The 24,454-nt window shown below is 71.5% G+C and carries 21 protein-coding genes and 1 pseudogene; 9 read left to right on the forward strand and 13 right to left on the reverse strand.

What is annotated here, in order from left to right; genetic code table 11:
• Window positions 1-98: 98 nt before the first annotated feature.
• Window positions 99-605, forward strand: coding sequence for a CGNR zinc finger domain-containing protein (locus ACWDUZ_RS06535; protein ID WP_451630666.1), 507 nt, complete (start codon window positions 99-101; stop codon window positions 603-605).
• Between the two features lie 118 nt (window positions 606-723).
• On the opposite strand, the gene ACWDUZ_RS06540 is transcribed toward ACWDUZ_RS06535, so the two are convergent.
• The gene (locus ACWDUZ_RS06540) at window positions 724-2,067 is read right to left on the reverse strand and encodes a UDP-glucose dehydrogenase family protein (RefSeq protein ID WP_451630667.1); all 1,344 of its coding nucleotides are present in this window, start codon (window positions 2,065-2,067) and stop codon (window positions 724-726) included.
• Between the two features lie 186 nt (window positions 2,068-2,253).
• Here ACWDUZ_RS06540 and ACWDUZ_RS06545 point away from each other — a divergent pair, with 186 nt between their 5' ends.
• Window positions 2,254-3,411 carry an acyl-CoA dehydrogenase gene (locus ACWDUZ_RS06545; RefSeq protein WP_451630668.1) on the forward strand — a complete coding sequence of 386 codons (1,158 nt, stop codon included), beginning with the start codon at window positions 2,254-2,256 and terminating at the stop codon, window positions 3,409-3,411.
• 178 nt (window positions 3,412-3,589) lie between these two features.
• Here the strand turns inward: ACWDUZ_RS06545 and ACWDUZ_RS06550 are convergent, their stop codons facing one another.
• Together ACWDUZ_RS06550 and ACWDUZ_RS06555 are read right to left on the reverse strand one after the other, a co-directional pair.
• Complete coding sequence (locus ACWDUZ_RS06550; protein ID WP_451630669.1) at window positions 3,590-3,922, reverse strand: DUF3140 domain-containing protein; 333 nt, start codon at window positions 3,920-3,922, stop codon at window positions 3,590-3,592.
• Between the two features lie 6 nt (window positions 3,923-3,928).
• Window positions 3,929-4,156, reverse strand: coding sequence for a DUF2945 domain-containing protein (locus tag ACWDUZ_RS06555; RefSeq protein ID WP_451630670.1), 228 nt, complete (start codon window positions 4,154-4,156; stop codon window positions 3,929-3,931).
• Window positions 4,157-4,661: 505 nt separating this feature from the next.
• Between ACWDUZ_RS06555 and ACWDUZ_RS06560 the strand changes: the two genes are divergently transcribed.
• Together ACWDUZ_RS06560 and ACWDUZ_RS06565 are read left to right on the forward strand one after the other, a co-directional pair.
• Window positions 4,662-5,546: a hypothetical protein gene (locus ACWDUZ_RS06560; protein WP_451630671.1), complete on the forward strand. Its 885-nt coding sequence runs from the start codon at window positions 4,662-4,664 to the stop codon at window positions 5,544-5,546.
• A gap of 175 nt (window positions 5,547-5,721) precedes the next feature.
• The gene (locus ACWDUZ_RS06565) at window positions 5,722-6,084 is read left to right on the forward strand and encodes a four-helix bundle copper-binding protein (protein WP_451630672.1); all 363 of its coding nucleotides are present in this window, start codon (window positions 5,722-5,724) and stop codon (window positions 6,082-6,084) included.
• Between the two features lie 95 nt (window positions 6,085-6,179).
• On the opposite strand, the gene ACWDUZ_RS06570 is transcribed toward ACWDUZ_RS06565, so the two are convergent.
• A complete protein-coding gene (locus ACWDUZ_RS06570; RefSeq protein ID WP_451630673.1) occupies window positions 6,180-7,508 on the reverse strand; it encodes an LCP family protein in 1,329 nt (442 codons plus the stop codon).
• Window positions 7,509-7,627: 119 nt separating this feature from the next.
• On the opposite strand from ACWDUZ_RS06570, the gene ACWDUZ_RS06575 reads away from it, so the two are divergent.
• Window positions 7,628-8,185, forward strand: coding sequence for an acyl-CoA thioesterase (locus tag ACWDUZ_RS06575; protein WP_451630674.1), 558 nt, complete (start codon window positions 7,628-7,630; stop codon window positions 8,183-8,185).
• A 13-nt stretch (window positions 8,186-8,198) separates the two neighbouring features.
• Here the strand turns inward: ACWDUZ_RS06575 and ACWDUZ_RS06580 are convergent, their stop codons facing one another.
• Window positions 8,199-9,710, reverse strand: coding sequence for an LCP family protein (locus tag ACWDUZ_RS06580; RefSeq protein WP_451630675.1), 1,512 nt, complete (start codon window positions 9,708-9,710; stop codon window positions 8,199-8,201).
• Between the two features lie 128 nt (window positions 9,711-9,838).
• On the opposite strand from ACWDUZ_RS06580, the gene ACWDUZ_RS06585 reads away from it, so the two are divergent.
• Complete coding sequence (locus ACWDUZ_RS06585) at window positions 9,839-10,870, forward strand: glycosyltransferase family 2 protein (protein ID WP_451630676.1); 1,032 nt, start codon at window positions 9,839-9,841, stop codon at window positions 10,868-10,870.
• A 60-nt stretch (window positions 10,871-10,930) separates the two neighbouring features.
• On the opposite strand, the gene ACWDUZ_RS06590 is transcribed toward ACWDUZ_RS06585, so the two are convergent.
• The 4 genes from ACWDUZ_RS06590 to ACWDUZ_RS06605 form a co-directional block, all read right to left on the reverse strand.
• Window positions 10,931-12,613 (reverse strand): LCP family protein, encoded by a 1,683-nt coding sequence (locus ACWDUZ_RS06590; protein ID WP_451630677.1) that lies wholly within the window; start codon window positions 12,611-12,613, stop codon window positions 10,931-10,933.
• A gap of 91 nt (window positions 12,614-12,704) precedes the next feature.
• Window positions 12,705-14,483 (reverse strand): LCP family protein, encoded by a 1,779-nt coding sequence (locus ACWDUZ_RS06595; RefSeq protein WP_451630678.1) that lies wholly within the window; start codon window positions 14,481-14,483, stop codon window positions 12,705-12,707.
• Between the two features lie 229 nt (window positions 14,484-14,712).
• Complete coding sequence (locus ACWDUZ_RS06600; RefSeq protein ID WP_451630679.1) at window positions 14,713-15,984, reverse strand: LCP family protein; 1,272 nt, start codon at window positions 15,982-15,984, stop codon at window positions 14,713-14,715.
• Between the two features lie 369 nt (window positions 15,985-16,353).
• Window positions 16,354-17,109, reverse strand: a complete 756-nt coding sequence (locus ACWDUZ_RS06605) for a TIGR03089 family protein (RefSeq protein ID WP_451630680.1) — start codon at window positions 17,107-17,109, stop codon at window positions 16,354-16,356.
• A gap of 131 nt (window positions 17,110-17,240) precedes the next feature.
• Here ACWDUZ_RS06605 and ACWDUZ_RS06610 point away from each other — a divergent pair.
• Both ACWDUZ_RS06610 and ACWDUZ_RS06615 read left to right on the forward strand, forming a co-directional pair.
• A pseudogene (locus ACWDUZ_RS06610) lies at window positions 17,241-17,885 on the forward strand (peptidoglycan recognition protein family protein); the annotation flags it as partial.
• Window positions 17,886-18,140: 255 nt separating this feature from the next.
• Window positions 18,141-19,223, forward strand: coding sequence for a sugar phosphate nucleotidyltransferase (locus tag ACWDUZ_RS06615; RefSeq protein WP_451630709.1), 1,083 nt, complete (start codon window positions 18,141-18,143; stop codon window positions 19,221-19,223).
• A 75-nt stretch (window positions 19,224-19,298) separates the two neighbouring features.
• Here ACWDUZ_RS06615 and ACWDUZ_RS06620 read toward each other — a convergent pair whose 3' ends face one another.
• From ACWDUZ_RS06620 to ACWDUZ_RS06635, 4 genes are all read right to left on the reverse strand, one after another.
• Window positions 19,299-20,327, reverse strand: coding sequence for a DNA-3-methyladenine glycosylase family protein (locus ACWDUZ_RS06620; protein WP_451630681.1), 1,029 nt, complete (start codon window positions 20,325-20,327; stop codon window positions 19,299-19,301).
• A 108-nt stretch (window positions 20,328-20,435) separates the two neighbouring features.
• Complete coding sequence (locus ACWDUZ_RS06625) at window positions 20,436-21,743, reverse strand: coenzyme F420-0:L-glutamate ligase (RefSeq protein ID WP_451630682.1); 1,308 nt, start codon at window positions 21,741-21,743, stop codon at window positions 20,436-20,438.
• On the reverse strand, window positions 21,740-22,699 hold the full coding sequence (gene cofD, locus ACWDUZ_RS06630; RefSeq protein WP_451630683.1) for a 2-phospho-L-lactate transferase: 960 nt from the start codon (window positions 22,697-22,699) through the stop codon (window positions 21,740-21,742). The genes ACWDUZ_RS06625 and cofD overlap by 4 nt, the downstream gene beginning before the upstream one ends.
• Window positions 22,700-22,845: 146 nt before the next feature.
• Window positions 22,846-23,364 carry a cysteine dioxygenase gene (locus ACWDUZ_RS06635; protein WP_451630684.1) on the reverse strand — a complete coding sequence of 173 codons (519 nt, stop codon included), beginning with the start codon at window positions 23,362-23,364 and terminating at the stop codon, window positions 22,846-22,848.
• Between the two features lie 682 nt (window positions 23,365-24,046).
• Here ACWDUZ_RS06635 and ACWDUZ_RS06640 point away from each other — a divergent pair.
• Entirely contained in the window at window positions 24,047-24,310 is a 264-nt protein-coding gene (locus ACWDUZ_RS06640; protein WP_003975777.1) for a WhiB family transcriptional regulator, read from the forward strand.
• Window positions 24,311-24,454 lie beyond the last annotated feature (144 nt).

The raw sequence follows: 24,454 nt of genomic DNA on the forward strand, positions 1-24,454 counted from the left end.
TAGTGGGTTACCCGTAGCGCCGAGTAACCGGTAACGGTTACCGCATGCTGCCTCAGGGCGGGTAACCGTGCAAGGGCTTTTGGAGGTAACGTCGCGGCATGAGTGAGAGATCGGCCGCGCCCGGAGGCCTGGCGCTGGTCGAGTCCCTGGTGAACACGCTGGACCTGGAGTCGGGCGGCGACTCGCTGGACTCACCGGACGTCCGGGCGCGTTTCGGGATCACCGAGTCCGAGCTGCCGGCCGCACGCGAGCTGCGCGAGTCGCTGCGGGCCGCTCTGCTCGCCCATGCCGGCCACCCGCCGCACCGCGCGGTCACCCCCCTGGGCGAACTGCTGGCGCGCGCCCCACTGCTGGTGGAGGTCGACGCCCGGGACGGCTCCGCGGTCCTCGCCGCCGCCGACGCCGCCGGCCTGACCTCCCGGGTCGCGGCCGCCGTGGCCGAGGCGCTGGTCGCCGGCACCTGGACCCGGCTGAAGGCCTGCGAAGCGGTCACCTGCCACTGGGCGTACTACGACCGCAGCCCGGCCGGCCGCGGGCGCTGGTGCTCGATGCAGGTGTGCGGGGCGCGCGCGAAGATGCGCCGGTACCGCGCCAAGGCGCCCTGACCCTTGCCCGGGTCGTACGGGTGGCGCCCGGGCGGATGGTGCAGAATGCGGGAAGACGCCGGTTCGGCCGACTGAGCCTCGGCCGAACCGGCGTCGCCTGTTCGGCCGGTCGTGCGGGCTAAGCCGTCGGGCGGCCCATCGCCCGGTACGTCCATCCGGCCCGCCGCCACAGTTCCGGGTCCAGCGCGTTGCGGCCGTCCAGGACCAGGCGGGACGAGACGACCTCGCCCAGCTCGGCCGGGTCCAGTTCGCGGAACTGACGCCACTCGGTCAGGTGCAGCACCACATCGGCACCCCGGACCGCCTCCAGCGCGGACTCGGCGTACCCCAGCGTCGGGAAGACGCGCCGGGCGTTGTCCATCCCTTTGGGGTCGTACACGGTCACCTGGCCGCCCTGGAGGTGGATCTGCCCGGCCACGTTGAGGGCGGGCGAGTCGCGCACGTCGTCCGAGTCGGGCTTGAAGGTGGCGCCGAGCACCGCGACCCGCTTGCCCAGGAACGGCCCGCCGCCCAGCGCCTGCCGGGCCAGCTCCACCATCTGCCCGCGCTGCCGCATGTTGATCGAGTCGATCTCGCGCAGGAAGGTCAGCGCCTGGTCGGCGCCCAGCTCGCCGGCGCGCGCCATGAAGGCGCGGATGTCCTTGGGCAGGCAGCCGCCGCCGAAGCCGATCCCGGCGCGCAGGAACTTCTTCCCGATCCGGTCGTCGTACCCGATCGCCTCCGCCAGCTTGGCGACGTCGCCGCCGGCCGCCTCGCACACCTCCGCCATCGCGTTGATGAAGGAGATCTTCGTGGCCAGGAAGGAGTTCGCCGCGGTCTTCACCAGCTCGGCGGTCGGGAAGTCGGTGACGACGAAGGGCGAACCCTCGCCGACCGGCGTCGCGTACACCTCGCGCAGCAGCTTCTCCGCCCGCTCGCTGCGCACGCCGACCACGATCCGGTCCGGGTGCAGCGTGTCCTGGACGGCGAAGCCCTCGCGCAGGAACTCCGGGTTCCAGGCCAGCTCGGCGTCCTCGCCCGCGGGCGCCAGCCCGGCGAGCGTCCGGGCCAGCCGGTCCGCCGAGCCGACCGGCACCGTCGACTTGCCGACGACCAGCGCGGGCCCGGTCAGATGCGGGGCGAGCGAGGCGACCGCGGAGTCGACGTAGGACATGTCGCAGGCGTACTCGCCGTGCTTCTGCGGGGTGTTCACACAGATGAAGTGGACGTCGCCGAAGGCGCCCACCTCCGCCCAGTCCCGGGTGAAGCGCAACCGCCCGCTGGAGCCCTCGATGCCGGCCACGTGCCTGCGCAGCAGCTCCTCCAGACCAGGCTCGTACATCGGGACCTCGCCCCGCTGCAACATCTCGATCTTCTCGGGAACGACATCCAGCCCCAGCACCTCGAACCCCAGCTCGGCCATGGCCGCGGCGTGCGTCGCGCCGAGATAGCCGGTGCCGATCACGGTGATCTTGAGGCTCATGGATGCTCCAGGAGGGACGATGGTGATGCGCTGCCCGAGCATATCGGGGGTATGCCGGGGCCCATCGCCGGGCAATGTCCTTGCTGTCGCCAAGCTCACGTATCACTTGCGCGGGCAGGCCCCTAAAATTCGGGTTACTTAACGGTAGTTAGCGTCACCCTGGTCGTATTTGGAGCGTGAGAGACCTTGGCCGGATCGGCTGATTTCGACCTGTACCGCCCGTCCGAGGAGCACGACATGCTCCGCGACGCCGTCCGCTCGCTGGCCGAGGCGAAGATCGCGCCGTACGCCGCCGCGGTGGACGAGGAGGCCCGCTTCCCGCAGGAGGCACTGGAGGCCCTGGTCGCCAACGACCTGCACGCCGTGCACGTCCCCGAGGAGTACGGCGGCGCGGGCGCGGACGCTCTCGCGACGGTCATCGTGATCGAGGAGGTGGCCCGCGTCTGCGCGTCCTCCTCGCTGATCCCCGCGGTGAACAAGCTGGGCTCCCTGCCGGTGCTGCTGTCCGGCTCCGAGGACCTGAAGAAGCGCTACATGGCCCCGCTCGCCAAGGGCAACGGGATGTTCTCGTACTGCCTCTCCGAGCCGGACGCGGGCTCCGACGCGGCCGGCATGAAGACCAAGGCGGTCCGCGACGGCGACACTTACGTGCTCAACGGCGTCAAGCGCTGGATCACCAACGCGGGCGTCTCCGACTTCTACACGGTGATGGCGGTCACCGATCCGGAGAAGCGCTCCAGGGGCATCAGCGCCTTCGTCGTCGAGAAGTCCGACCCGGGCGTCTCCTTCGGCGCGCCGGAGAAGAAGCTGGGCATCAAGGGCTCCCCGACCCGCGAGGTCTACCTCGACAACGTGCGCATCCCCGCCGACCGCATGATCGGCGAGGAGGGCACCGGCTTCGCCACGGCGATGAAGACCCTGGACCACACCCGCATCACCATCGCCGCCCAGGCCCTCGGCATCGCCCAGGGCGCCCTGGACTACGCCAAGGGCTACGTCAAGGAGCGCAAGCAGTTCGGCAAGCCGATCGCCGACTTCCAGGGCATCCAGTTCATGCTCGCCGACATGGCCATGAAGCTCTCGGCCGCCCGCGCCCTGACGTACCAGGCCGCCGCCGCCTCCGAGCGCGGCGACGCCGACCTCACCTACCAGGGCGCCGCCGCCAAGTGCTTCGCCTCCGACGTCGCCATGGAGGTCACCACCGACGCCGTCCAGCTCCTCGGCGGCTACGGCTACACCCGCGACTACCCGGTGGAGCGCATGATGCGCGACGCCAAGATCACCCAGATCTACGAGGGTACGAATCAGGTCCAGCGGATCGTGATGGCGCGCAACCTGCCGTGACGGCCGGCTGACCGCGGAAGGGTGCTCACACCTGTGGGCACCCTTCACTGCTCTCCTGCGCGCCGGGCCCGTACCCGCACCCGCTCGGGTGTGACGGCCACCCGCGGGCGGCGGAGAAGAAGAACCGAGGCTCACGGAGGCCGGTGAGCCGTCCAGCGCGCCGGTCCGGCGGGTGGGGTCACGCCGGCGGATCGTGCCCCCAGTTCATCAGTGAGTACCTCCACCTGGTGTCCCGTACGTCGCCCGGGGGCCGCTGGGCCAGATGCCGGCGGATGTAGCCCACGACCTTGCGCATGTGCAGGTAGTCGTCGTCCGAGAGATCGCCCTTCTTCGCCCGCAGGATCTGAACGATCCGGCGGCCGGAGGCGTGTCCGGTGGACTCGCCTCCGTCCTTGTGCTGCCCGGCATCGCGTGACTGGTCGGAGTCCAGCCACTTCGCCAGTTCGGCCGGTGTCATGTTCACCAGCTCGTGAAAGGCCTCATCGACCTTCTCGCGCTCGTCGCCGTTCACGCCGGCTCATTCCTTCTTCAGCGCGGACGGCTTGTGCACCGCCGGCCTGCCGGACTTCTCGCTGCGCACCTGGTACTGCGGGTCGTCCGGCGAGGCGTCCACCGTGCGGCCCGCGGCCTCGGTCCGTTCGGTGATCTTCTTCTCCACCTCGCCCCCGGCCTGGCTTCCGTGACTGTTCCAGGTGACGTGATCACCCTTCTTCAGTTCCTCGTCCGCATCGCGCTTCTTCGCCATGCCGACTCCCCTTCGCACCTGTGCCGGCCATCCGCTCCCGCTCTTCCAGCGTGGCGGTTTCCGTGCGATTCCGCGACGCGAGGCCGCCCCCCCCCGGCAGCGCGGAGCGCCTGCGGAGGCCGTCCCGCTGCGTAGGCGGGGGATCGGCCCGGCCGGCCGTCGTCCGATGCCGCCGCGGCGCTCCACGGCGCGAGCCGGGCGGGCGGCGACCGCGTCGGCCGCGTGGGCGGTCCGCACGCCGGGCGGCGTGTGGGCGCGCAACTCGTGCAGGGCCGCGACGCCCTCGGCCGTCCACCGCGTCGCCCCGGGACGAGGCGCACCGGCGCACCCTCCCTCCTGGCGCCTTTCCCGCTCTGTGGGCGCGGGGCCTGGAGGTGTGTGCTCGCACCGGCAAGTTTCCGGCCCGGCGCCGGTATTGACGGTGGGAATGGCAGGATCGGCGGGCAGTGAGGTGATCCGGGCGTCCCGTCGGCGGGGGAGACGTCCCGCCGAGGGGAGAGGTGACGTGGCGGCAGATGTGATGGAGGTCCGGCAGGACGGACGGCCCCACGCGGAACGGCGGTGGCACGGGGCCCTGGTCCGCCGGCTGCTGCTCGTGCTGACCGCGCTGGTGGCAGGTGCCGCGGGCGTGGCGGGCACTCTGGTGTACCAGCGGGTGACCGCCCAGGACACGGCGGCGGTCGACGCACAGGCCGACCTGCTCGCCGACGATCTGCGGGCGTACCTGAACGCGGGCTTCTACTCGCCGGGGCACACCTACGGCGGACAGTTCACCGGAGGAAGCCTCGTCGCCCGGGTCGAGGCGCACGGCGGCGTGCCGCTGAGCCTGAACACGGTCCCGGGCGGGCCGGGCGGCCGGACGCACACGCTGACGGTGATGCTGGGGCTGGTGGCGCCGGAGAAGGGAACCGTCGACGCGCACGCCTATCCGGTCCGCTGCTACCGCTACACCTTCGCCCTCGGCACGTACAGCGTGGAGAAGGCCGGCCTGGACTGCCCGGCGGCGCGGACCGACGGCCGGCCCGGGAGCCTCGTGGCGCAGATGGGCGGGCTGCTCGCGCGGCAGTCGACCGGCGCGTCCGCGCGGATGGCGACCGCGGGATACCCGCACTCCGCGCGGGGCGCCGTGGACTTCCTGAGGGACAAGCGGCTGGTCGTCGCGCAGGACGCCGTGAGCGATGTCTCCGGCGGCCCCGCCGGGGGTGGCGTGGGCGTGTTCGCGCTGCGCGTCAACGGCACCTGCCACTACCTGCGGATGGACTCCTCGTCCCCCGCGTCCCGCCTGGTGCCGTTCTGGCTCGCCCCGGCCGACGAGCAGGAGGCCTGCGACGTGGCCGGGGCCCGGGCGGCCTCCGCCCTGTACGGGAAGGACCCGGCGAAGGCGGGTTGAGCCGCGGCCGGGGGAGTGGCGGACGCGGTCACCGGGCGCCGCCTCACCTCACCCGGGCGGGCGTAGCGGACTCCGTGCTTCCGTCGGATGGCGGCGGATGGCCGAGGGGCGTACGACGGAAGGGCACGGGGCCCGCCCCGAGGCCCCGGCTGCCTTCGTCCCCCCAGGAGGAGCCATGACCCAGCCCGGAACCATGACTGCCATGAGCAAGCAGATGCAGGACTGCGTCGAGGCCTGCATGACCTGCCACACCGTCTGCGAGGAGGCCATGAGCTCCTGCATGCAGATGGGCGGCCAGGCGCAGATGCAGATCATGCGCGCGCTCATGGACTGCTCCGAGACCACGCGCATGTGCGCGGACATGATGATGCGCCGCTCGCCGATGGCGGCGGAGATGTGCGCGATGTGCGCCAAGGCCTGTGACATGTGCGCCGAGGCGTGTATGTCGCTGCCCGAGGACAAGATGATGCAACGCTGTGCGGAGGCGTGTCGCCGCTGCGCGGAGATGTGTCGCGCGATGACGGGCGCCCGGATGTGACCCGGCCGGCCGGCGAGGTCCCGCGGCCGCTTACCGCGGGGCCTCGCCCCCGACAGGTCGTCCGGTGACCGTCCGGTCGTCCGGCGGCCGGCCGGTCAGTTGCCGGAGACGGTCACCGTCTCGTCGTTCTTCAACTCGTCGACCAGGGTCTTGACCTTCGCCTTGTCCCAGACGAGGTTGCCGCCCGTGGAGCCGGATATCGGCATGTTCATGGACTTGCCGTCACCGCCGCTGACGCCCTTCATCGCCCAGAACATGGAGGCCAGGTCCCACAGGCTCATGTCCTTGTCGACGACCAGGGAGTCCAGGCCCGCACTCATCGTCGGATAGAATGTGAACGGGTTCAGGACCGTCGACGGGGTGGCCACCTGGTGGGCCAGGGCGGACAGGAACTTCTGCTGGTTCTTGGTGCGCTGAAGGTCCGAGGCGGCGAAGGCGTGCCGGGTGCGGACGAAGGCCAGGGCCTGCCGGCCGTTCAGCTTCTGCCTGCCCGCCTGGAAGTCGGCGCCGGACCACTTGTCCTTGAACGGCTTGTCGATGGTCATCTCGACGCCGCCGACCGCGTCCACGATGTTGGCGAAGCCGGCGAAGCCGATCTCCACGTAGTGGTCGATGTGCAGGCCGGTGTTGTACTCGATGGTGCGCACCAGCAGGGTCGGCCCGTCGATCGCGTACGCCGCGTTCAGCTTGTTCGCGCCCATCGCGGGTCTGATCTTGCCCGACTCCGAGCCGCGGAACTTCGGGATGGTGACGTTGGAGTCGCGCGGCAGGGAGATCAGCGTGTCGCCGTTGTCCCCGACGTGCAGGATCATCATCGAGTCGGTGCGCTTGCCCTCGGCGGATCCGGTGTGGAGCTTCTTCTTGTCCTCGGCGGACATTCCGGCACGGCTGTCGGAGCCGACGATCAGGTAGTTCGTGCCCTTGCCGGTCTCCGGCCGGTCGATGACCTTGGACAGGTCGACGTCCCGGTGAAGCTTGGAGTCGGCCCAGAAGTAGGTGGCCACCGAGGTGACCACCAGCGCGGTGACCAGGGTCACCGCGGTCCACTTGATCCGGCGGCCCCAGTTCGGCGCGGGACGCGGACCGCGGCCTTCGCCCGGACCGCCGGGGCCGTCGCCGCCCGGCCGGCCGTAGACCTGCCCGGTGTTGTAGCCGCTGTCGTAGCCGTAACCGTCGTCGCTGTCGGTGTAGCCGTCCGTGTAGCCGCCGTCGACGTACGACGGCTGCTGCGGCACCGAGTACGGAGGCGCCGCGGGCCGCTGCCCGCCGGGCCTGCCGTAGGCGCCCTGCCCGGGCGGTACCGCCGGGCCGCCGCGCCGCACCTGGCGCATCACGCGCGCGCCTTCCGGCTGCGCTCCGGCGCTGCCGCGTCCGTACCGAGGTCCGCGCTCGTCGCCGGACCACCCCTCGGGCCAATCATTCATGGGGCCCAGTGTGCAGGTCCCGCCCGTATGGCGTACAAGGGCCGTCGGAAAATCAGGTCACGGCTGTTGCGAAGCCGACACAAATCCCCCGTATGTCGCCTCGGCATAAGGTGGGGGCCATGACAGACCAGGCCTTCGCCGCGGAACACGGAACCGCGGACGTCCCGGGCAAGCCCACCTCGGCGTCCCGGACCACCCTCAGCCACATCATGACGCACAACGACACCAACCTCCTGGGTACGGTGCACGGCGGTGTGATCATGAAGCTGGTCGACGACGCGGCGGGCGCGGTGGCCGGCCGGCACAGCGGCGGCCCGGCCGTCACCGCCTCCATGGACGAGATGGTGTTCCTGGAGCCCGTCCGGGTCGGCGACCTCGTCCATGTGAAGGCCCAGGTCAACTGGACCGGCCGGACCTCCATGGAGGTGGGCGTCCGCGTCCTGGCCGAACGCTGGAACGAGTCGACCCCGGCCACCCAGGTCGGCTCCGCCTACCTGGTCTTCGCCGCCGTGGACGCCGACGGAAAGCCCCGCGTGGTGCCGCCGGTGCTGCCCGAGACCGAGCGGGACAAGCGCCGCTACCAGGAGGCCCAGATACGCCGCACGCACCGCCTGGCCCGCCGTCGGGCGATCAAGGAGCTGCGGGAGAGGCGGGCGGCGGAGGGCTACGAGGACTGAGCTCCCGGCGGCCTCACCCGCACTGCACCTCGTCGCCCCTGACCACGCGGGCCGCGCCCTGCGCCGGGTCCTCCACGCGGACCTTGCGCACCTGGCGGAAGTCGTTGCCCGCGATCACCTTGAGGGTCGGGCCCTGCCCCGGCACGGCCCGCAGTCCGGCTCCCGGCAGCGCGGCGGCGAGCGACCGTGCCGACCGGTCCCAGCGGGGGTCGTAGAGCACCACGGTCCGCTTCACACCGCGCTCCTTGGAGTCCGCGGGGGTCTTGGTGGTGAGGAACCCGGCCGCGGCCAGCGCGGTGTCCACGCGCCGGCCGAGCCCGACCGTGCTGGTGCCGTTCTCCACCTGGACCCGGATCTGGCGCGGGGGGACCTCCACGGGCACGGCGCGGTCCCGCCGCGGCGCCGGCTTGCGCACCGCGAGCGGGCGGTCCTCGCGCAGCGCCCGGAACAGTTGTTCCGCCTTGGCCTTGTTCCATTTCACGGTCGAACCGAGCCCGTCGACGGGGACGGCCGTCTGCTCCACCGGCACGGTGGTGAACTCGGAGGAGGAGGGGGAGAAGCTGCGCATCGCCCGTCCGAGGTCGAGCAGTTCGTCGGTGTGGAATCCCCGGTCGGCGCGGACCGAGCTGAGCACGGCCCGGGTCACGTCCCGGAACTTCATCGGGTTCAGCAGCACCCGGGAGGAGGTCGCGCGCTTGATCAGCGCGGCCAGGAATCGCTGCTGGCGCTGCATCCGCCCGAAGTCGCTGGCCGCGTCGATGTGCCGCGAGCGGACGTACTGCAGGGCCTGGCCGCCGGTGAGGGTGTGGGTGCCGGCGGGCAGGTCCAGGCCGGTGTAGGAGTCCTTCAGTGGTTCGGCGGTGCAGACCGGGACGCCGCCGAGGACGTCGACGGTGCGCATGAAGCTGGTGAAGTCCACCTCCAGGTAGTGGTCGATCTTCAGCCGGGTCATGCCCTCGACCACGCGCACGGTCAGGTTCGGTCCGCCCTCGGAATAAGCCGCGTTCAGCTTGACCGGGTGCGGCTCGTGCCGCTTGCCGGTGTTGCGGTCGACATGGGCGGGCAACTCGGCGTAGGAGTCGCGGGGCAGGCTGACCACGCTGGCCCGTTCCCGGTCCGCCGACAGGTGCACGATCATCATCGTGTCGGTGCAGTGGCAGGGCTGCCCGCCCAGGTGGTACTTGCGCCGCTCCTCGGCGCTGATCTTGTCCCGGCCGTCGGTGCCGACCAGCAGGACGTTCATCCCGTGGCCCCTGGGCGGGCGGTTCTTCATGTCCTTGAAGGGGTCGACCCGGACGATGCCGGCGTCCAGGCTGGAGACCACCGCGTGCCCGATGCCGGCCGAGGCGAGCACCACCACCGACAGCGTGGTCGCCGCCCGCATGGCCCAACGCGGTCGGCGGCGTGGCACCGGCGCGTACGGCAGTCCGTCCGGCCGCTGCTCCACGGTGGCCTGCCGCGATCCGCGCCGGGACCGGGCGGCGGACCGGGACTGCGGGGACGACCGGGGCGGCGTGGGGGACATGCAGGGACACCTCCGCATATGGCGTGGGTGGGCACCGTGAGCACCGTAGGGCCATACGATCTGCGCACCGGGACAGTGCACCCTGCGGCGCGCACCGCTGTCCCCCGTACGCGGTAACGTGAGCACCGATGAACGCCAAGCCCGACGTGCGGTTCCCCGCCGTGTCTGTGATCATGCCCGTCCTCAACGAGGAGCGGCATCTGCGCGGGGCCGTCGAAGCGATCCTCGCGCAGGAGTACGACGGCGAGATGGAGGTCGTGATCGCCCTGGGTCCGTCCACGGACCGCACGGACGAGATCGCCGCCGAGCTCGTACGCGACGACCCGCGCGTCCACACCGTCCCGAACCCCACCGGCCGCACCCCCGCCGCGCTGAACGCCGCGATCAAGGCCTCCCGCCATCCGATCGTGGTCCGCGTCGACGGCCACGGCATGCTGTCGCCGAACTACATCGCCACGGCCGTACGCCTCCTGGAGGAGACCGGCGCGCAGAACGTCGGCGGCATCATGCACGCCGAGGGCGAGAACGCCTGGGAGCACGCCGTCGCGGCGGCGATGACCTCGAAGATCGGCGTGGGCAGCGCGGCCTTCCACACCGGCGGCGAGGCCGGTCCGGCCGAGACGGTCTACCTGGGTGTCTTCCGCCGTGCGGCCCTGGAGCAACAGGGCGGCTACAACGAGGAGTTCATCCGCGCCCAGGACTGGGAACTGAACTTCCGCATCCGCGAGGCGGGCGGCCTGATCTGGTTCTCGCCCGAGCTGAGGGTCTCCTACCGGCCGCGCCCGAACGTGAAGGCGCTCGCCAAGCAGTACAAGGACTACGGCCGCTGGCGGCACGTCGTCGCCCGCTACCACGAGGGCTCCATCAACCTGCGCTATCTCGCCCCGCCGACCGCCGTGTGCGCGATCGCGGCCGGGATCGTGGTGGGCGCGGCCCTGACCCCCTGGGCGTTCGTCGTGCCGGGCGGGTATCTCGCGGCGATCCTCGCCGGGTCGGTGCCGGCCGGGAAGGGCCTGCCGCTGAGCGCCCGGCTGCGGATACCCGTGGCCCTGGCCACCATGCACATGTCGTGGGGCTGGGGCTTTCTGGCCAGCCCGAAGTCGCTGGCGAGGAAGGTCATCGCCTCGCGCCGCCCTGCGGTCGTCGCCACTGCCGACTGAGCACCGGGCGCCCGTGCCGCAAGGCCCCTCCCGGGTCGTCCGGGAGGGGCCTTCGTGCGACTACCAGCGGTAGGGCGCGTACACGTCCATGCACTGGCCGTCGACACCGACGTCCTCCGACGCGTTGAGGGCGTCGGAGTTCTTCGGGATGTCCCCGGCCTTCGGCATTTCCTGCTTCGGGTAGCTGCTGCCCGTGCGCCAGTCCGAGCCCACCACGAGGGTCACCCCGGTGACGTCCGTCGACTTCTCCACCGAGGACATCGGGATGTTCAGCGCCGCCGCGACCCGTTCCGCGTCGCCCTTCAGCTCGGCGCTCGGGTAGCGGACGACCGTCTCGTCCGCGGACGGCGTCACCGACGCGTCCGCCGCGGCCCTGGTGAAGCCCTTGCGTACGAGCTCCTGGCTGATGTCGGTCGCCCGGTGGGAGACCGGGGCGAGAGTGGCCGTACGGGTGCCGTTCTGCACCGCGACGCCGATCTGGTCGTCGGAGTGCGCGGGGTCCGCGGAGGCCTGCCCCTGGTCCGTGCCCTGCTTGCCGCCGGCCCCGTCCTTCTTGCCGTCGGACTCCTTGCCGTTGGCGTCGAAGGACACGTCGTCGCGGAGCATCTTCCAGATCTTCTCGGCGTTGACGCCGTCCGGTACGAGATGGTCCTTGTTCTGCGGGTCCTCGACGTACGGCATCGTCGTCATGGTGATGCGGTCGGTCGGAACCGTCTTGAGCTGCATCGCCAGGTCGTACAGCTTCTTGACGGTGCCGATCTCCTTGGAGACCTGAAGCGCATTCGTGGCCGCCTCGGCCAGGTCCATCAGGCGGCCGGTGTCGGTGAAGACGCTCTGGCTCTTCAGCGTGCGGATCATCGAATTCAGGTACATGTGCTGGGCCCTGGCCCGCAGCGGGTCGCTGCCCCAGGCGTGCCGGGTGCGCAGCCACTGCAGCGCCTGCTTGCCCTTGACCTTGGTCGTCCCGGCCTTCAGTTTCAGCCCCGAGCCGCCCGGCACGCGCGGCAGCGGGCGGTCCCACACGTTCTGCCGGGTGCAGACCTCGACGCCGCCGATGGCGTCCGCCATCTTCACCACGCCCTCGAAGTCGATGGTCATCCAGTGGTCGATGTAGACACCGGTGAGGTTCTGCCAGGTGGCGAGGGTGCAGCCGGCGCCGCCGCGGGCCAGCGACTCGTTGATGATGGCGTTGGTCGGCGGGTAGACGTGGCCGGTCTTCGGGTCCGTGCACTTGGGGATGTCGACGCGGGTGTCGCGCGGAATGCTCACCACGGCCGCGCTCTTGCGGTCCGCGGCCAGGTGGATGAGCATCTGCACGTCGCCCAGCGGCGGGTTGCCCCGGTTCTCCCTGCTGCCGCCGAGCGCCACGTTGGCGTCGGAATTACGGTCGTCGGAGCCGATCAGCAGGATGTTCACGGGCGTCTGGCCGGCCGCGTTCGGCTTCGCCTTCCGCGCCTTGGAGTCGCCGCTGTTGCGCTCGCCCTTGCGGATGTTGTGGTTGAGATGTTGGTAGTAGAGGTATCCGGCGCCGGCCGTGCCGAGTATCACCACCGCGAGCACCGTCGCCGACCAGCGCAGCAGGCGCCGCTTGGGACGTCTGCCCGCGGTGCCGCGTCTGCCGCGTCCACCCTGTCCTCTGCCGCCGTGACGGCCGCGGCCGCCGGATGCGTTCTTGCCTCGTGACGCGAGGGGCGCCGCATCCTGGACCGCAGGCCCCTCCCCGCGCAGACCGCTCTGGGTCAACTCCCCATCCTCCCCACCCTGACTTCACCGAACAGGCCTGTCATGCGCCCAGTTAGACGCTCGACAGGCCCGAAGGGTGGCCCCAGCGCGCTCAACTCGCGCACTGAACCTTGTCCGCCGTGGACTTCCCGTCCACGTCCGGCGCCTTCGTCGGAGCGGTGAGGGGCACTCCTGCGCCCTTGAAGTCCTTGCCCAGGGTCAGCGTCATCGCCGGCAGCCCCTGGGAGTTGGTCACGCTCTTGCCCGGCTTCAGCGCGGAACCGGACAGCCCCATCAGCGCGGCCAGCTTACGGGCCTGGTCGGCCTGGTCGGGCGCGTACTCGAGCGTGGTCTTGCCGATGGTCTCGGGCGCGTTGCCCGCGTTCTCCGACTTGGTGACGCCCTCCTGGTTCTGCATCCAGGTCAGCGTCCGCGAGGCGGAACCGGCGGGGGCGCCTCCGTTCAGGATCCGCACGCGTACGTCGGAGGCTTCCGCCTGGGGGCCCTTGAGCCGGCCGGCCTCGGCGTCCTTCGCCTGCTTCTGCTTCTTCTTCACCTCGGTGAAGGAGACGTCGTTGCTGATGGTCTCGAAGACCTGGGGTGCCGTGTTCGGATTGACGATGACCGTCTTGTGGATCTTGCCGTCCGCCGGGTTGTCGAGGACCGGCACCGTCAGGAAGGTGATGTTCTTCGGCGGCACCTTCTTCAGCTCCAGGGCCATGTCCTTGAGCGTGCTGACCTTGTCGATGCCCTTGTCGACGGTGAGTGCCTTGGTGGCGGCGTCGGCCAGGTCGTAGAGCTTGGCCGGGTTGGTGAGGGTGTCGCTGGAGGACATCTTGCGCATCAGCGAGCCGAGGAACTGCTGCTGCACCTTGATCCGGTCCAGGTCGCCCTGATTGCCGAAGCTGTGCCGGGTGCGGACGAACGCCAGCGCCTGTTCGCCCTCGACCTTGTGCGTGCCGGCGGGCAGTTTCAGATGCGAGTCCTTGTCGTCGACGGCGTGCTTGAGGCACACGTCGACGCCGCCCACGGCGGACGTCAGGGTCTTCACCGCGTTGAAGTCGGCCATCATGAAGTGGTCGGGCGCGATGCCGGTGACCTCCTTGACCGTGCGCATGGTGCAGCCCGCGTCGCGGCCGTACTGGCCGAGGCTCGTGTTGAAGCGGACGTCCTGCGTGCCCTGGATGACCTTCCAGGTGCCGTCGGACTGTTTGGTCCGGCAGTCCGGGACGTCCACGATCAGGTCGCGGGGGATGCTCAACGCGGTCGCGTTCGTACGGTCCTTGGAGACGTGCAGCAGGATGTTCGTGTCCGCGTGGCCCACGCTGCCCTTGTCGCCGTAGCCGCCGTTGCCCTTGCCGGTCCGCTTGTCGGTGCCGATGACCAGGATGTTGAAGGCCTCGTCCTTGCTGAAGCCGTTCTTGGCCGCGGTGCCCACGTCGGTGGTGGAGATGTTGCCCTCGAGGTGCTTGAGGAGCAGATAGCCGGCCGTGCCGACACCGAGCAGGACGAACGCCATGGTGCCGCCGGTCCACGCCAGGACCTTCTTGGTCTTCGACTTCTTCTTCTCCGGCCGGCGCCCGCGCCGACCGGGCAGCGGCTCCTCCGGCGGCGGCGCCCCACGACGACGGCGCGGTCCGGGCACGGTGCGGCCGGGAGCCGCCTCGCGGGACTGCTGCCGTCCGGGCGCGGACCGCTCTCCCGGCGCGCCCGCCCGCCCGCCCGTCGCGTTGCCGCCGGCACCGTGCGACGACGGTCTGCGCGGGCTGGGGACTGACGACTGCGGAGCGGAAGGAGTCAGTCGCAGTTCGTATTCGCCGGTGTTCGGATTGAGCACCCACTGGTCTGCGGGATCGATGTTGTCCGCCCGCCCACGGCCTTGCGCGTCCACGATTGTCCGAATCCTCCGTCGGGGCCACGCGGCGCCTCTCCCCTCAAAGGCGCTCAGGGTCTCGTTCACACAGTGCACGACCCCAGGGAGACCTCGCGGCCGGTAGCACCGGACCGCTCACACTATCCGGCCGCTTGCGGATTCAGCGACGGCGGTGACAAATTCCACGTCCCTACAACTGGGCAATCCGCCCATTTCCGGGAACAAAAGTTCGCCTTTGGTCGGGGCTTTACCCGCAGATGTCCTCCGCAGCGGTGTTGCCGGGGAACGACGGGGTGGGTGACGGTGGGTTCGCGAAAGCGGCATGGTGCGCCCGGCGCTTCGGTGCGTTTTCCGAAACGTACTGAACGTAGTCGTGTGACTGCGCAGCCGAACCGCTGTCGGCAGGGGAATCGGGCGCCCGGGTCGCGGAATCCGGCCGGCCGGCCGGAGAAGCCGGCGGACCGGCCGGGGAGCCGGAATACGGTGCGGTCGAATTGGCGCCGTTCATGCCGGAATGCTGTGAAACCTCCTTGGCCACCGTCACCGGCTGGTCCGCCCGCAGGCGGGCGAACAGTTTTTCGGCCTCCGGTTCCACGAGCTGGTCGCGATCGGCGTCGTAGACGTACGACTCCCTCGGAACCGTGAGAAACCGGACCTGTTCCGTGGGAATCTCGCGCAGCCCGCGCACGAGTTGGTAGAGGCCGCGCAGGTTCGCCAGCGCCGGGTCGGTGGTCAGTGAGGAGGTGGCCGCGTTCAGAACCGGATACAGCTTCGCCGGGTTCAGCAGGACGTCGTCGCCGCGCACCTTGCTGACGAGGGCGCCGAGGAACCGCTGCTGGCGCTCCATGCGGTCGGTGTCGCTGCCGTCGCCCAGGGACTTTCGGGCGCGGACGTAGCCGAGCGCCTGCTCCCCGTCGAGCGTCACCCGGCCCGCCGGCAGTCGCAGTCCGGCGTCCTTGTCGTTCACGGGCTTCTTCAGGCACATCTCGACGCCGTCGACCGCGTCGACCATCGCCTTGAAGCCGCTGAAGTCGACGACGGCATGGTGGTCGACCCGGATGTCCGTCAGTTTCTCGACGGTACGGATGGTGCAGGCCGGTCCGCCCGTCTGGTAGGCGTAGTTGAGCATCGCGAACATCGGCTCGGTGCGGCTGCCGTCCGGGCGGCGGCAGTCGGGCACGTCCACCATCAGGTCGCGGGGCAGGGACACGGCGGTGGCGCTGCGCCGGTTCGCGGCCAGGTGCAGCAGGATCATGGTGTCGGACCGCTCGGTCCCCGAGTCCCGGCCGTACCGGGTGTTGCCGTCGCCCGCACGCGTGTCCGACCCGATCAGCAGGATGTTCTGCGCGCCCTCGACCAGCGCGGTGGGCCGCTCCTTCTCGTAGCGCCGCAACTCGGCTGCGGCCGCCTCGTCGGGGGTGATGTTGTCGCTGAGCTTGACGTAGACCGTCCACCCGATCCCGGCGGCCGCGGTGGCCAGGACGGCCGCGCCGAGCGCGGTCCACCGCAGCCAGAGCATGCGCCGCCGGCGCGCGAGCCCGGCCCCGGTGGCCGATCCTCCCAGGCCCGGTCCGACAACCGGGCCGCTCGGTTCACCTGCACGGCCCTCGGCGCGGCGGCTCCCGCCTGCCCCACGGCTCACGTCTGGAACCACCCCTCTTCTCCCGTCCGCTCCTACGACCATGGCCCCGGAAGAGCCCGGGCGAGGGATACTGATGGGCCGAACGGGGGAGCCGGTTCGGTACCGCGCGGTGGGGGCCTGTGCCCCTTGGGAGTCCGCCGTCGCCGTCGTCCCGGCCGTGCCTGCGCGCGCCGACTGCCGGGACTGGCCGCGGCGGTGCCTCCGGCCGTCGTCAGCGGGGCTGTGCGGAGGCCTGGCGGGGGGCCGTCACCGTGCCGTCGCCGTGACCCTTTCCGTCTCGATGCGCTTGGCCAGGGACTCCTCGTCCAGCCGGTCCAGGTGGCGGCAGAGCACGACCGATCCGCCGGCGGCGAGCGGGGCGTACAGGCCCGCGCTCAGCCCCTCCCAGGTGTCGTACGGCAGTCCCGACAGCAGCCGGGAACCCGGGCCCGTCAGATCCAGATCCGGGGCGTCCGCACGGGCCCGCTCGACGACCTCCGCCGCCGTGTACTCCGCGCCGGCCACGATCAGGCCGGGGCCTTCCGGATCCACGGGCGCGAACGGCGCGAACCGGTCACCCTGCCCCGGAACCTCGACGGCGTAGTCGACGAACCCCGCCAGCGGCTGCGGGAACCGCCCGCCCAGCGGCCGCAGCGCCAGCGCGACCCGCTCGCCGGTGCAGGCCCGTGCGGCGTCGAGCGTGTCCGGCCCGCTGACCACGACATCGGCCGCCGCCGGATCCCCGCCGACGTCCGCGACCGCACCCACCGACGCGCACGCCAGCAGCCACACCGCCGTCTGCCAGTGCGCTGGCAGCAGCAGGGTGACCCGGTCGCCGGGCCCGGCGGCGAGGTCCCCCTGGAGGAGGTTCGCGGTCTTGGCCACCCAATTGGCGAAGGTGGCCACGGACAATTCGACACGTTCCCCCGTGGCGTCGTCGTAGAAGGTCACCAGAGGGCGTCCGGGATCCGCGGCGAGCGCGGAACCGAGCAGGTCGGCAGGGGTGCGTTCGGTGGCGTTCACCCGCGCTAGCGTACGCCGCGCCGCACCCGCGCGGCGCGGTGCGACGTCCGTGCGGCCCGCGGGCGGACCCCGGTTCGGCGGAACGTCATCCGACGCACCGGCAGTTCGCTGATGGGCATATATGGATGACCATGTCCGAGATCGGGGGCAGGCGCCGACGACATGGATTTCTCGCGTCCTCGACCGGTGTCACCGGTGCGGCGGCCCTCGCTCTGACGCCTGCCCTGCCCGCCGCTGCGGCCGCGACCGCGAGGACACCGAACGCGAACTGTTCGCCCTGCGCGGCGACGGAACTGACGGAACGACAGCGCGCCCGCCCCTCCATCGCACCCCGCCCGAAGATCGTCACCCGCCGCGGCTGGGGCGCGGACGAGTCCCTGCGCTCCGGCGGGTTCGTCCACACGAAGAAGGACAAGGCGGTATTCGTGCACCACACCGCCACGGGCAACAACTACACCTGCTCCCAGGCCCCCTCGGTCATCCGCGGTATCTGCCACTACCACGTCCTGAGCATGGGCCGGCGCGACATCGGCCACAACTCCCTCGTCGACACGTGCGGCACCCTCTACGAGCGCCGGGCCGGCGGCGTGGCGAAACCGGTACTGGGCGCCCACACCATGGGCTTCAACAGCAACAGCGTGGGCATCGCCGTCATCGGCACCTACAGCAGGTCCGATCCCTCCTCGGCCGCCGTCAGGGCCGTCGCCCGGCTCGTCGCGTGGAAGCTCGGTCTCTGCGGGATGAATCCGCGCGGAAAGACATATCTGAAGTCCGCCGGTGGCAACCTCTACCAAAAAGGAAAGAACGTACGCCTGAACGCGGTCTCCGGCCACCGGGACGGTTCGCCACCGACTGCCCCGAAGCAAAGCTGTACGGAAAGCTCGGCAGCATCCGCGGAACCGCGGCGCGCTACCGGAACCGCTGAGGCCGGACCACACCGCACGTCCCTCGAAGGCGGCCGGGAACGGCCTGCATACACTGGCCGGCCGAACGACAGATCGGCCGGTCCCGGCAGGAAGCAGAGACGACAGGTGACAGAAGCGATCCTTCTGGTCGGCGGCAAGGGCACCCGGCTGCGTCCGCTCACGGTGCACACCCCGAAGCCCATGGTGCGGGCGGCGGGGGTGCCGTTCCTGACCCACCAGCTGGCGCGCGCGAGAGCGGCGGGCGTCGAGCACATCGTGCTCGCCACGTCCTATCTGGCCGAGGTCTTCGAACCGTACTTCGGTGACGGCTCCTCCCTCGGGCTCCACCTGGAGTACGTCACGGAGGAGGAGCCCCTGGGCACGGGCGGAGCCATCCGCAACGTCGCCTCACGGCTGCGCTCCGGCCCAGAGGAGCCGGTTCTGATCTTCAACGGCGACATCCTGACCGGCCTGGACATCCCGGCGCTGGTGCGCACCCACGAGGAGACCGGCGCGGACGTCTCGCTGCACCTGACGAGGGTGACGGACCCACGCGCCTACGGCCTGGTCCCGACCGACGAGACGGGGCGCGTGCTGGCCTTCCTGGAGAAGCCGCAGACCCCGGAGGAGATCGTCACCGACCAGATCAACGCGGGGGTGTACGTCTTCCGCCGCTCGGTCATCGACACGATCCCGCGGGGCCGCCCGGTGTCGGTGGAGCGTGAGACCTTCCCGGACCTGCTGTCCGCCGGCGCCCACCTCCAGGGCACGGTGGACTCCACCTACTGGCTCGACCTCGGCACCCCGGCCGCGTTCGTCCGCGGCTCAGCCGACCTGGTCCTGGGCCGCGCCCCCTCCCCGGCCGTCCCCGGCCGCTGCGGCGACCGCCTGGTCCTGCCCACGGCCGTCGTCGCCCCCGACGCCAAGCTGACGGCCGGCACGGTGGTCGGCGAGGGCGCACTGGTGGCCGAGGGCGCGCGGGTGTCCGGCAGCACGATCCTGCCCGGCGCCGTCATCGAACCCGGCGCCGTCATCACCGACTCCCTCATCGGCACCCGCGCCCGCATCGGCACCCGCTCCGTCCTCACCGGCACGGTCATCGGCGACGGCGCGATCGTCGGCCCCGACAACGAACTCCGCGACGGCGTACGCATCTGGTGCGACGCGCGAATCCCGGCGGGCGCGGTGAGATTCTCCTCGGACCAGTAGACCCACCGGTGTCCGGCTGCGGGCCGTGGTGCCTCCGCACGCGGGGCGCCCCGCCCCGCGTCACACCGCCGTGACTCACAAGCGCCCGATGTCACCGACCGGCATCCGCGGCCCGCGCCGAGGCGGCACCCGCCCACTCAGCAGAATCAAGCGGGCCGCCCGGTGCCGCTGCCCCTGCTCCGCATACGGCTCCAGCAACCGCAGCATCTCCGCGTCGTCCGCATACCGGTCCCCCGCCAGCGCGAACCCCACGATCCCCGGCAGATGCAGATCCCCCACCGTCACCGCGTCCGCCGCGCCATGACTGCGCTGCACGGTCTCCGCCGACGTCCACGGCCCGATCCCGGACACCAGCTCCAGCCGTTCCCGTGCCGCCGCCGGAGGCATCCGCACCGCCTCCTCCAGCCGCGCCGCGACCCGCACCGCCCGCAGCACCGTGGACGCCCGCTTGTCGTCGACCCCGGCCCGGTGCCAGTCCCACGAGGGAATCAGCGCCCAGGTGCGCGGCGCCGGCATGACGTACATCCGTGCCGGTGCCGGGCCGGGCGCCGGCTCCCCGTACCTGCGCACCAGCGTCCGCCACGCCGCGTACGCCTCCACCGTCGTGACCTTCTGCTCCAGGACCGACGGGATCAGCGACTCCAGCACCAGCCCGGTCCGGGTCAGCCGCAGCCCCGGCCGCCGGTGCCGGGTCAGCGCGAGCAGCCGGTGTCTCGGCTCGAACAAGGACGGGTCGTCGGCGGCACCGAGCAGCTCGGGCAGCCGCTCCAGCAGCCACTCGGCCCCCGGCCCCCACGCCTGGCCGCACACCTCCCCGCCGCGCGCGAAGACCCGTAGCGTCCCGGGCCCCAGCGGCGTACGGCTGGCCCGCCACACGGACCCGTCGGGCGTCGCACGGAAGGTCGGATCGCCCGGCCCGCGCCGCAGCGGCCCGAGCACCAGCCCGAGGTCCAGCGGTCCGTCCGGCACCCAGGTGCGCACCCGTCCCGGCGCGGCGGCCTGCCGGGGCACACCACCGGCGGGCGCCGCACCGCCCGGCGGCACGGCGACATGCCCGCCGCGCACGGTCGTACGCGTGGGCCGCGGAGCGAAACGTCCTGCCACGAATGAGTCCCCAGAGGTCGCCGGAGTGGTGCTGCGAAACGTACGAGACCGACGGGACCGAGCGGTCGTGCCCGGAAGCCGGCGGAAGCCGGACGGAGGAAGGAGGGTTCATCGCACCTCGATGAACGCCCCCGCCTCCCGTTCCGGCCGCGGTCGCGGCGGCTCCGCCGGATGCCCGACCGCCACCGCGCCCATCGGATCCCAGGTCTCCGGAAGGCCGAGCGCCTCGCGCACCACGTCGCGGCAGAACATCGTCGACGACACCCACGCGGAGCCCAGCCGCTCCCCGGCCAGCGCCACCAGGAAGTTCTGCACGCCCGCGCCCGCGGCGACCACGAACATCTCGCGCTCGGCCCCGTCCCGCCGCGCGTCGCCGTAGGTGTGCGAGCCGTCCATGACGAGGCAGGGGACCACCAGGTACGGCGCGTTCCGCAGCACGTCGCCCCGGCGTACCCGCTTGGCGATCGACTCCTCCGTCTTGCCGTCCCGTCTCAGGTCGGCGATCCACGCGTCCCGCATGGCGTCCAGCAGCCGGGTCCGCGACTCGGCGGACTCCAGCAGCACGAACCGCCACGGCGTCGTGTGGTGCGGCGCCGGCGCGGTCACGGCGGCGGCCACCGCCCGCCGTACCGCCCCGGGGTCGACGGGTTCGTCCGTGAACGCCCGCACCGTACGCCGTTGGGTCACCGCCTGCCGCACCGCCTCGGAGGTGCCGAGCCGGAACATGTCGTCGCGCGCGTCGCGCACCATGGCCCTCGCTCCCTCGCCGTGCTCCCCGGACACCACATGGGCCAGGCCGCGCACCACGGCGACGGGCAGTCCGGCCGCCTTGCCCTTCACCAGGTCACCGGCGGACGCCAGCTCGTCCGCGGTGGCCACGACCGTCGCGCTGAGCGGATTGCCGTGCGTGTCCGTGGCGCCGCGCAGATCGTCCAGCACGCGCACCCCCGCCGCGCCGATCGCGACGTCCGTGAGTCCCGCGCGCCACGGCCGCCCGAAGGTGTCGGTGACGACGACGCCGACGTCGACGCCGAGCGCGTCGCGCAGCCCCTCCCGGATCGCGCGCGCGGACGCGTCGGGGTCCTCGGGCAGCAACAGCACCGTTCCGGAAGGGGTGTTGGAGGCGTCGACGCCGGCCGCCGCCATGACCAGGCCCTGCCGGTTCTCCACGATCCGCAGCGGTCCGCGCCGGGCCACGACCCGTACGGTCTCCGCGTCTATCGCGGCCTCCCGGTCGGCCGCCGCGACGACGCGGCCCTCCGCCTTCGACACGATCTTGGAGGTGACCAGCAGCACGTCGCCGTCGGCCAGTCCCGGCTCGGCGGCCGCGATCAGCTTGCCGAGGTCGTCGCCCTCCTGGACCTCGGGGATCCCGGTGATCGTCCAGACCCGGTACCCGGGCGCCTGTTCGCTCAAGCCGCCCGCACCTCCTCCGCCAGCGTCAGTGCCTCCCGCGCCATCTGCGCGGCGGCGTCGACGTCGGCCATCATCAGCGGCACCGCCCGGCACCGGATCCCGGCCGCCTCCACCCGTTCCACCGAGGCCGCGTCCACCGTGTCGACGAGCCAGCCGTCGAGCAGCCCCGAGCCGTAGTGCTCGGCCACCGCCGCGGCGGTGGACTCCACGCCCACCGCGGCGAGCACCTTGTCGGCCATCCCGCGCACGGGAGCGTCCCCGACGATGGGGGACAGGCCCACCACCGGCACCCCGGCGTCGGCGATCGCCTCCCTGATGCCGGGCACGGCCAGGATGGTGCCGACGGAGACGACCGGGTTGGACGGCGGGAAGAGGATCACGTCCGCCTCGGCGATCGCCTCCAGCACGCCGGGCGCGGGCTTGGCGTGTTCCGCGCCCACCGGCACGACGGCCTCGGCGGGCACGGACGCGCGCAGCCGCACCCAGTACTCCTGGAAGTGGACCGCCTTCCGTTCGCCGTCGATCTCGACGGCGACATGCGTCTCCACGCGGTCGTCGCTCATCGGGATCAGCCGCACGCCCGGCTGCCAGCGGTCGCACAGCGCCTCGGTGACCGCGCTGAGCGGATAGCCCGCGCCCAGCATCTGCGTCCGCACGATGTGCGTGGCGAAGTCCCGGTCGCCCAGGCCGAACCACTCGGGCCCGACGCCGTACGCCGCCAGCTCCTCCTTGAGGTGGAAGGTCTCGTCCGCCCGCCCCCACCCCTGCTCCTCGTTGATGCCGCCGCCCAGCGTGTACATCACCGTGTCCAGGTCCGGGCAGACCTTCAGCCCGAAGAGGTGGATGTCGTCGCCGGTGTTGCCGATGACCGTGACGTCCGCGTCCGGCACGGCCCGCTTCAGACCGCGCAGGAACCGGGCACCACCGATGCCGCCTGCCAGAACCACAATGCGCATGGGGCCAAGTCTGTCAGGCGGGTACGACATCGCGGTGCCGGGACGACAACTGGTGTCCGTTGTGACTACGCGGTGCCGGCACGGCGACGCCGCGCCCCGCCCTCCGGCCGGACTCCTGTGCGCCGGGCGCCCCGCACGCCGGAGTCCTACGCTCCGACGACGCCCACCACCGGCTGCGCGGCCCCGGCCCCCGAGCAGGACGCGGTGGAGTGCATCGGCATCTCGGTCAGTCCCGGGAAGTAGACGTGCAGGCTGACCGCCGGCCGCAGCGCGTCGTTGACGACCTCGTGCACGTATCCCGGGGCGAACACGCGCTGCGCGCCCGCGTCCAGCGCGCGCGTGCCCCGCCGGGTGTGCTCGGTCAGGGTGCCGTCCAGGACGGTGAGCACGCCGGAGGAGCGGCCGTGGTCGTGCGGCCCGCTGCCCTGGCCGGGCACCCAGGACAGCAGCCACACCTCGTAGCCGGGACCGGTGCTGAGCCGGTGGTACCAGCGAGTGGTGGCGTCGTACCGGACGAGGTGCTCCCACTGGGCGCGGTCGGCCGCGACGGAACGGGCCAGGCCGGCGAACTCGGCCACGGTGGCCGGGTGCTCGCGCGGGGTCTGGAGCAGGTGCGGGACTTCGAGGATGTCGCCGGCGATCTGGAGGTCGCTGTCGCTGTTCATGAGGGTGTCGTGGTTCCTCGGTGGGGCCGGTCGGAGGGAACGGACGCCGGGCCGCACAGCGGTGTCGGAAGGGGCCCGGACGGCGGCTGGAGCGCGCGTGCGCGCGGGGGCTCAACAGCCGGAACAGCGACAGCTACAGCGAGCGCGGGCAGCACCGTGGGACCCGGCGGTGCGGGTCGAGGTGGGTGCCGAGTTCGCGAGCATGCCCACAAGCACACCGGTTCACACCATGCGTGTCAACTCGACGCCCGGAATGTGGGACATGTTTCACCTCATCCGGTTCATCTGGTAAGTGAAAGGTTTGCTCGGCCGGAGCGCGGGACACATGGCGCACATGCCGGGCGCGCAAACCCCGTTGCGATCCCGTGATCCGACTGTGATCAGGGTCGCGGAGGCGTGCGTGTCGGAACGAGATCGAAGGTCCGGGCGTCCTTCCTCATGAGGGCTCGGTGAGGGCTCCGCGCGGGGCGACGGACCGTCAGGACCTCGGCTGTGTGTCAAGGTTTATGCCGATTTGAACACTTTCCGCATGGCCTTGGTTCCGCAGAGTGAATAAGGGGCCCAATAGCAGATCTCGGCTTGACTCGCCCGGAGCAGCACACTTGTAATTTCACTCGTGTCGTTCAGCCGGGATCGGTAACGGCTACATCACGGGGACGCGAAAGACAGACGAGGGGCGCACATGACCGAGCTGGTGCAGCAACTGCTGGTCGACGACGCGGACGAGGAACTCGGCTGGCAGGAGCGCGCGCTGTGCGCCCAGACCGACCCCGAGTCCTTCTTCCCCGAGAAGGGCGGCTCCACCCGCGAGGCCAAGAAGGTCTGCCTCGCCTGCGAGGTCCGCTCCGAGTGCCTCGAGTACGCCCTCGCCAACGACGAGCGCTTCGGCATCTGGGGCGGCCTCTCCGAGCGTGAGCGGCGCCGGCTGAAGAAGGCCGCCGTCTGACGGCACGTCGGCCGCCGTCCCTCCGGCGCCCGGTCACCGTCCGACCACTGGACGTACGCGTACATTCCCCGCACAACCATCACGAACGGCCCGTCGCCGGTGGGTTATCCACAGGCGGCGGGCCGCCGTCATGGCCAGCCAGTA

The organism is Streptomyces sp. NPDC003393, from assembly GCF_053589015.1.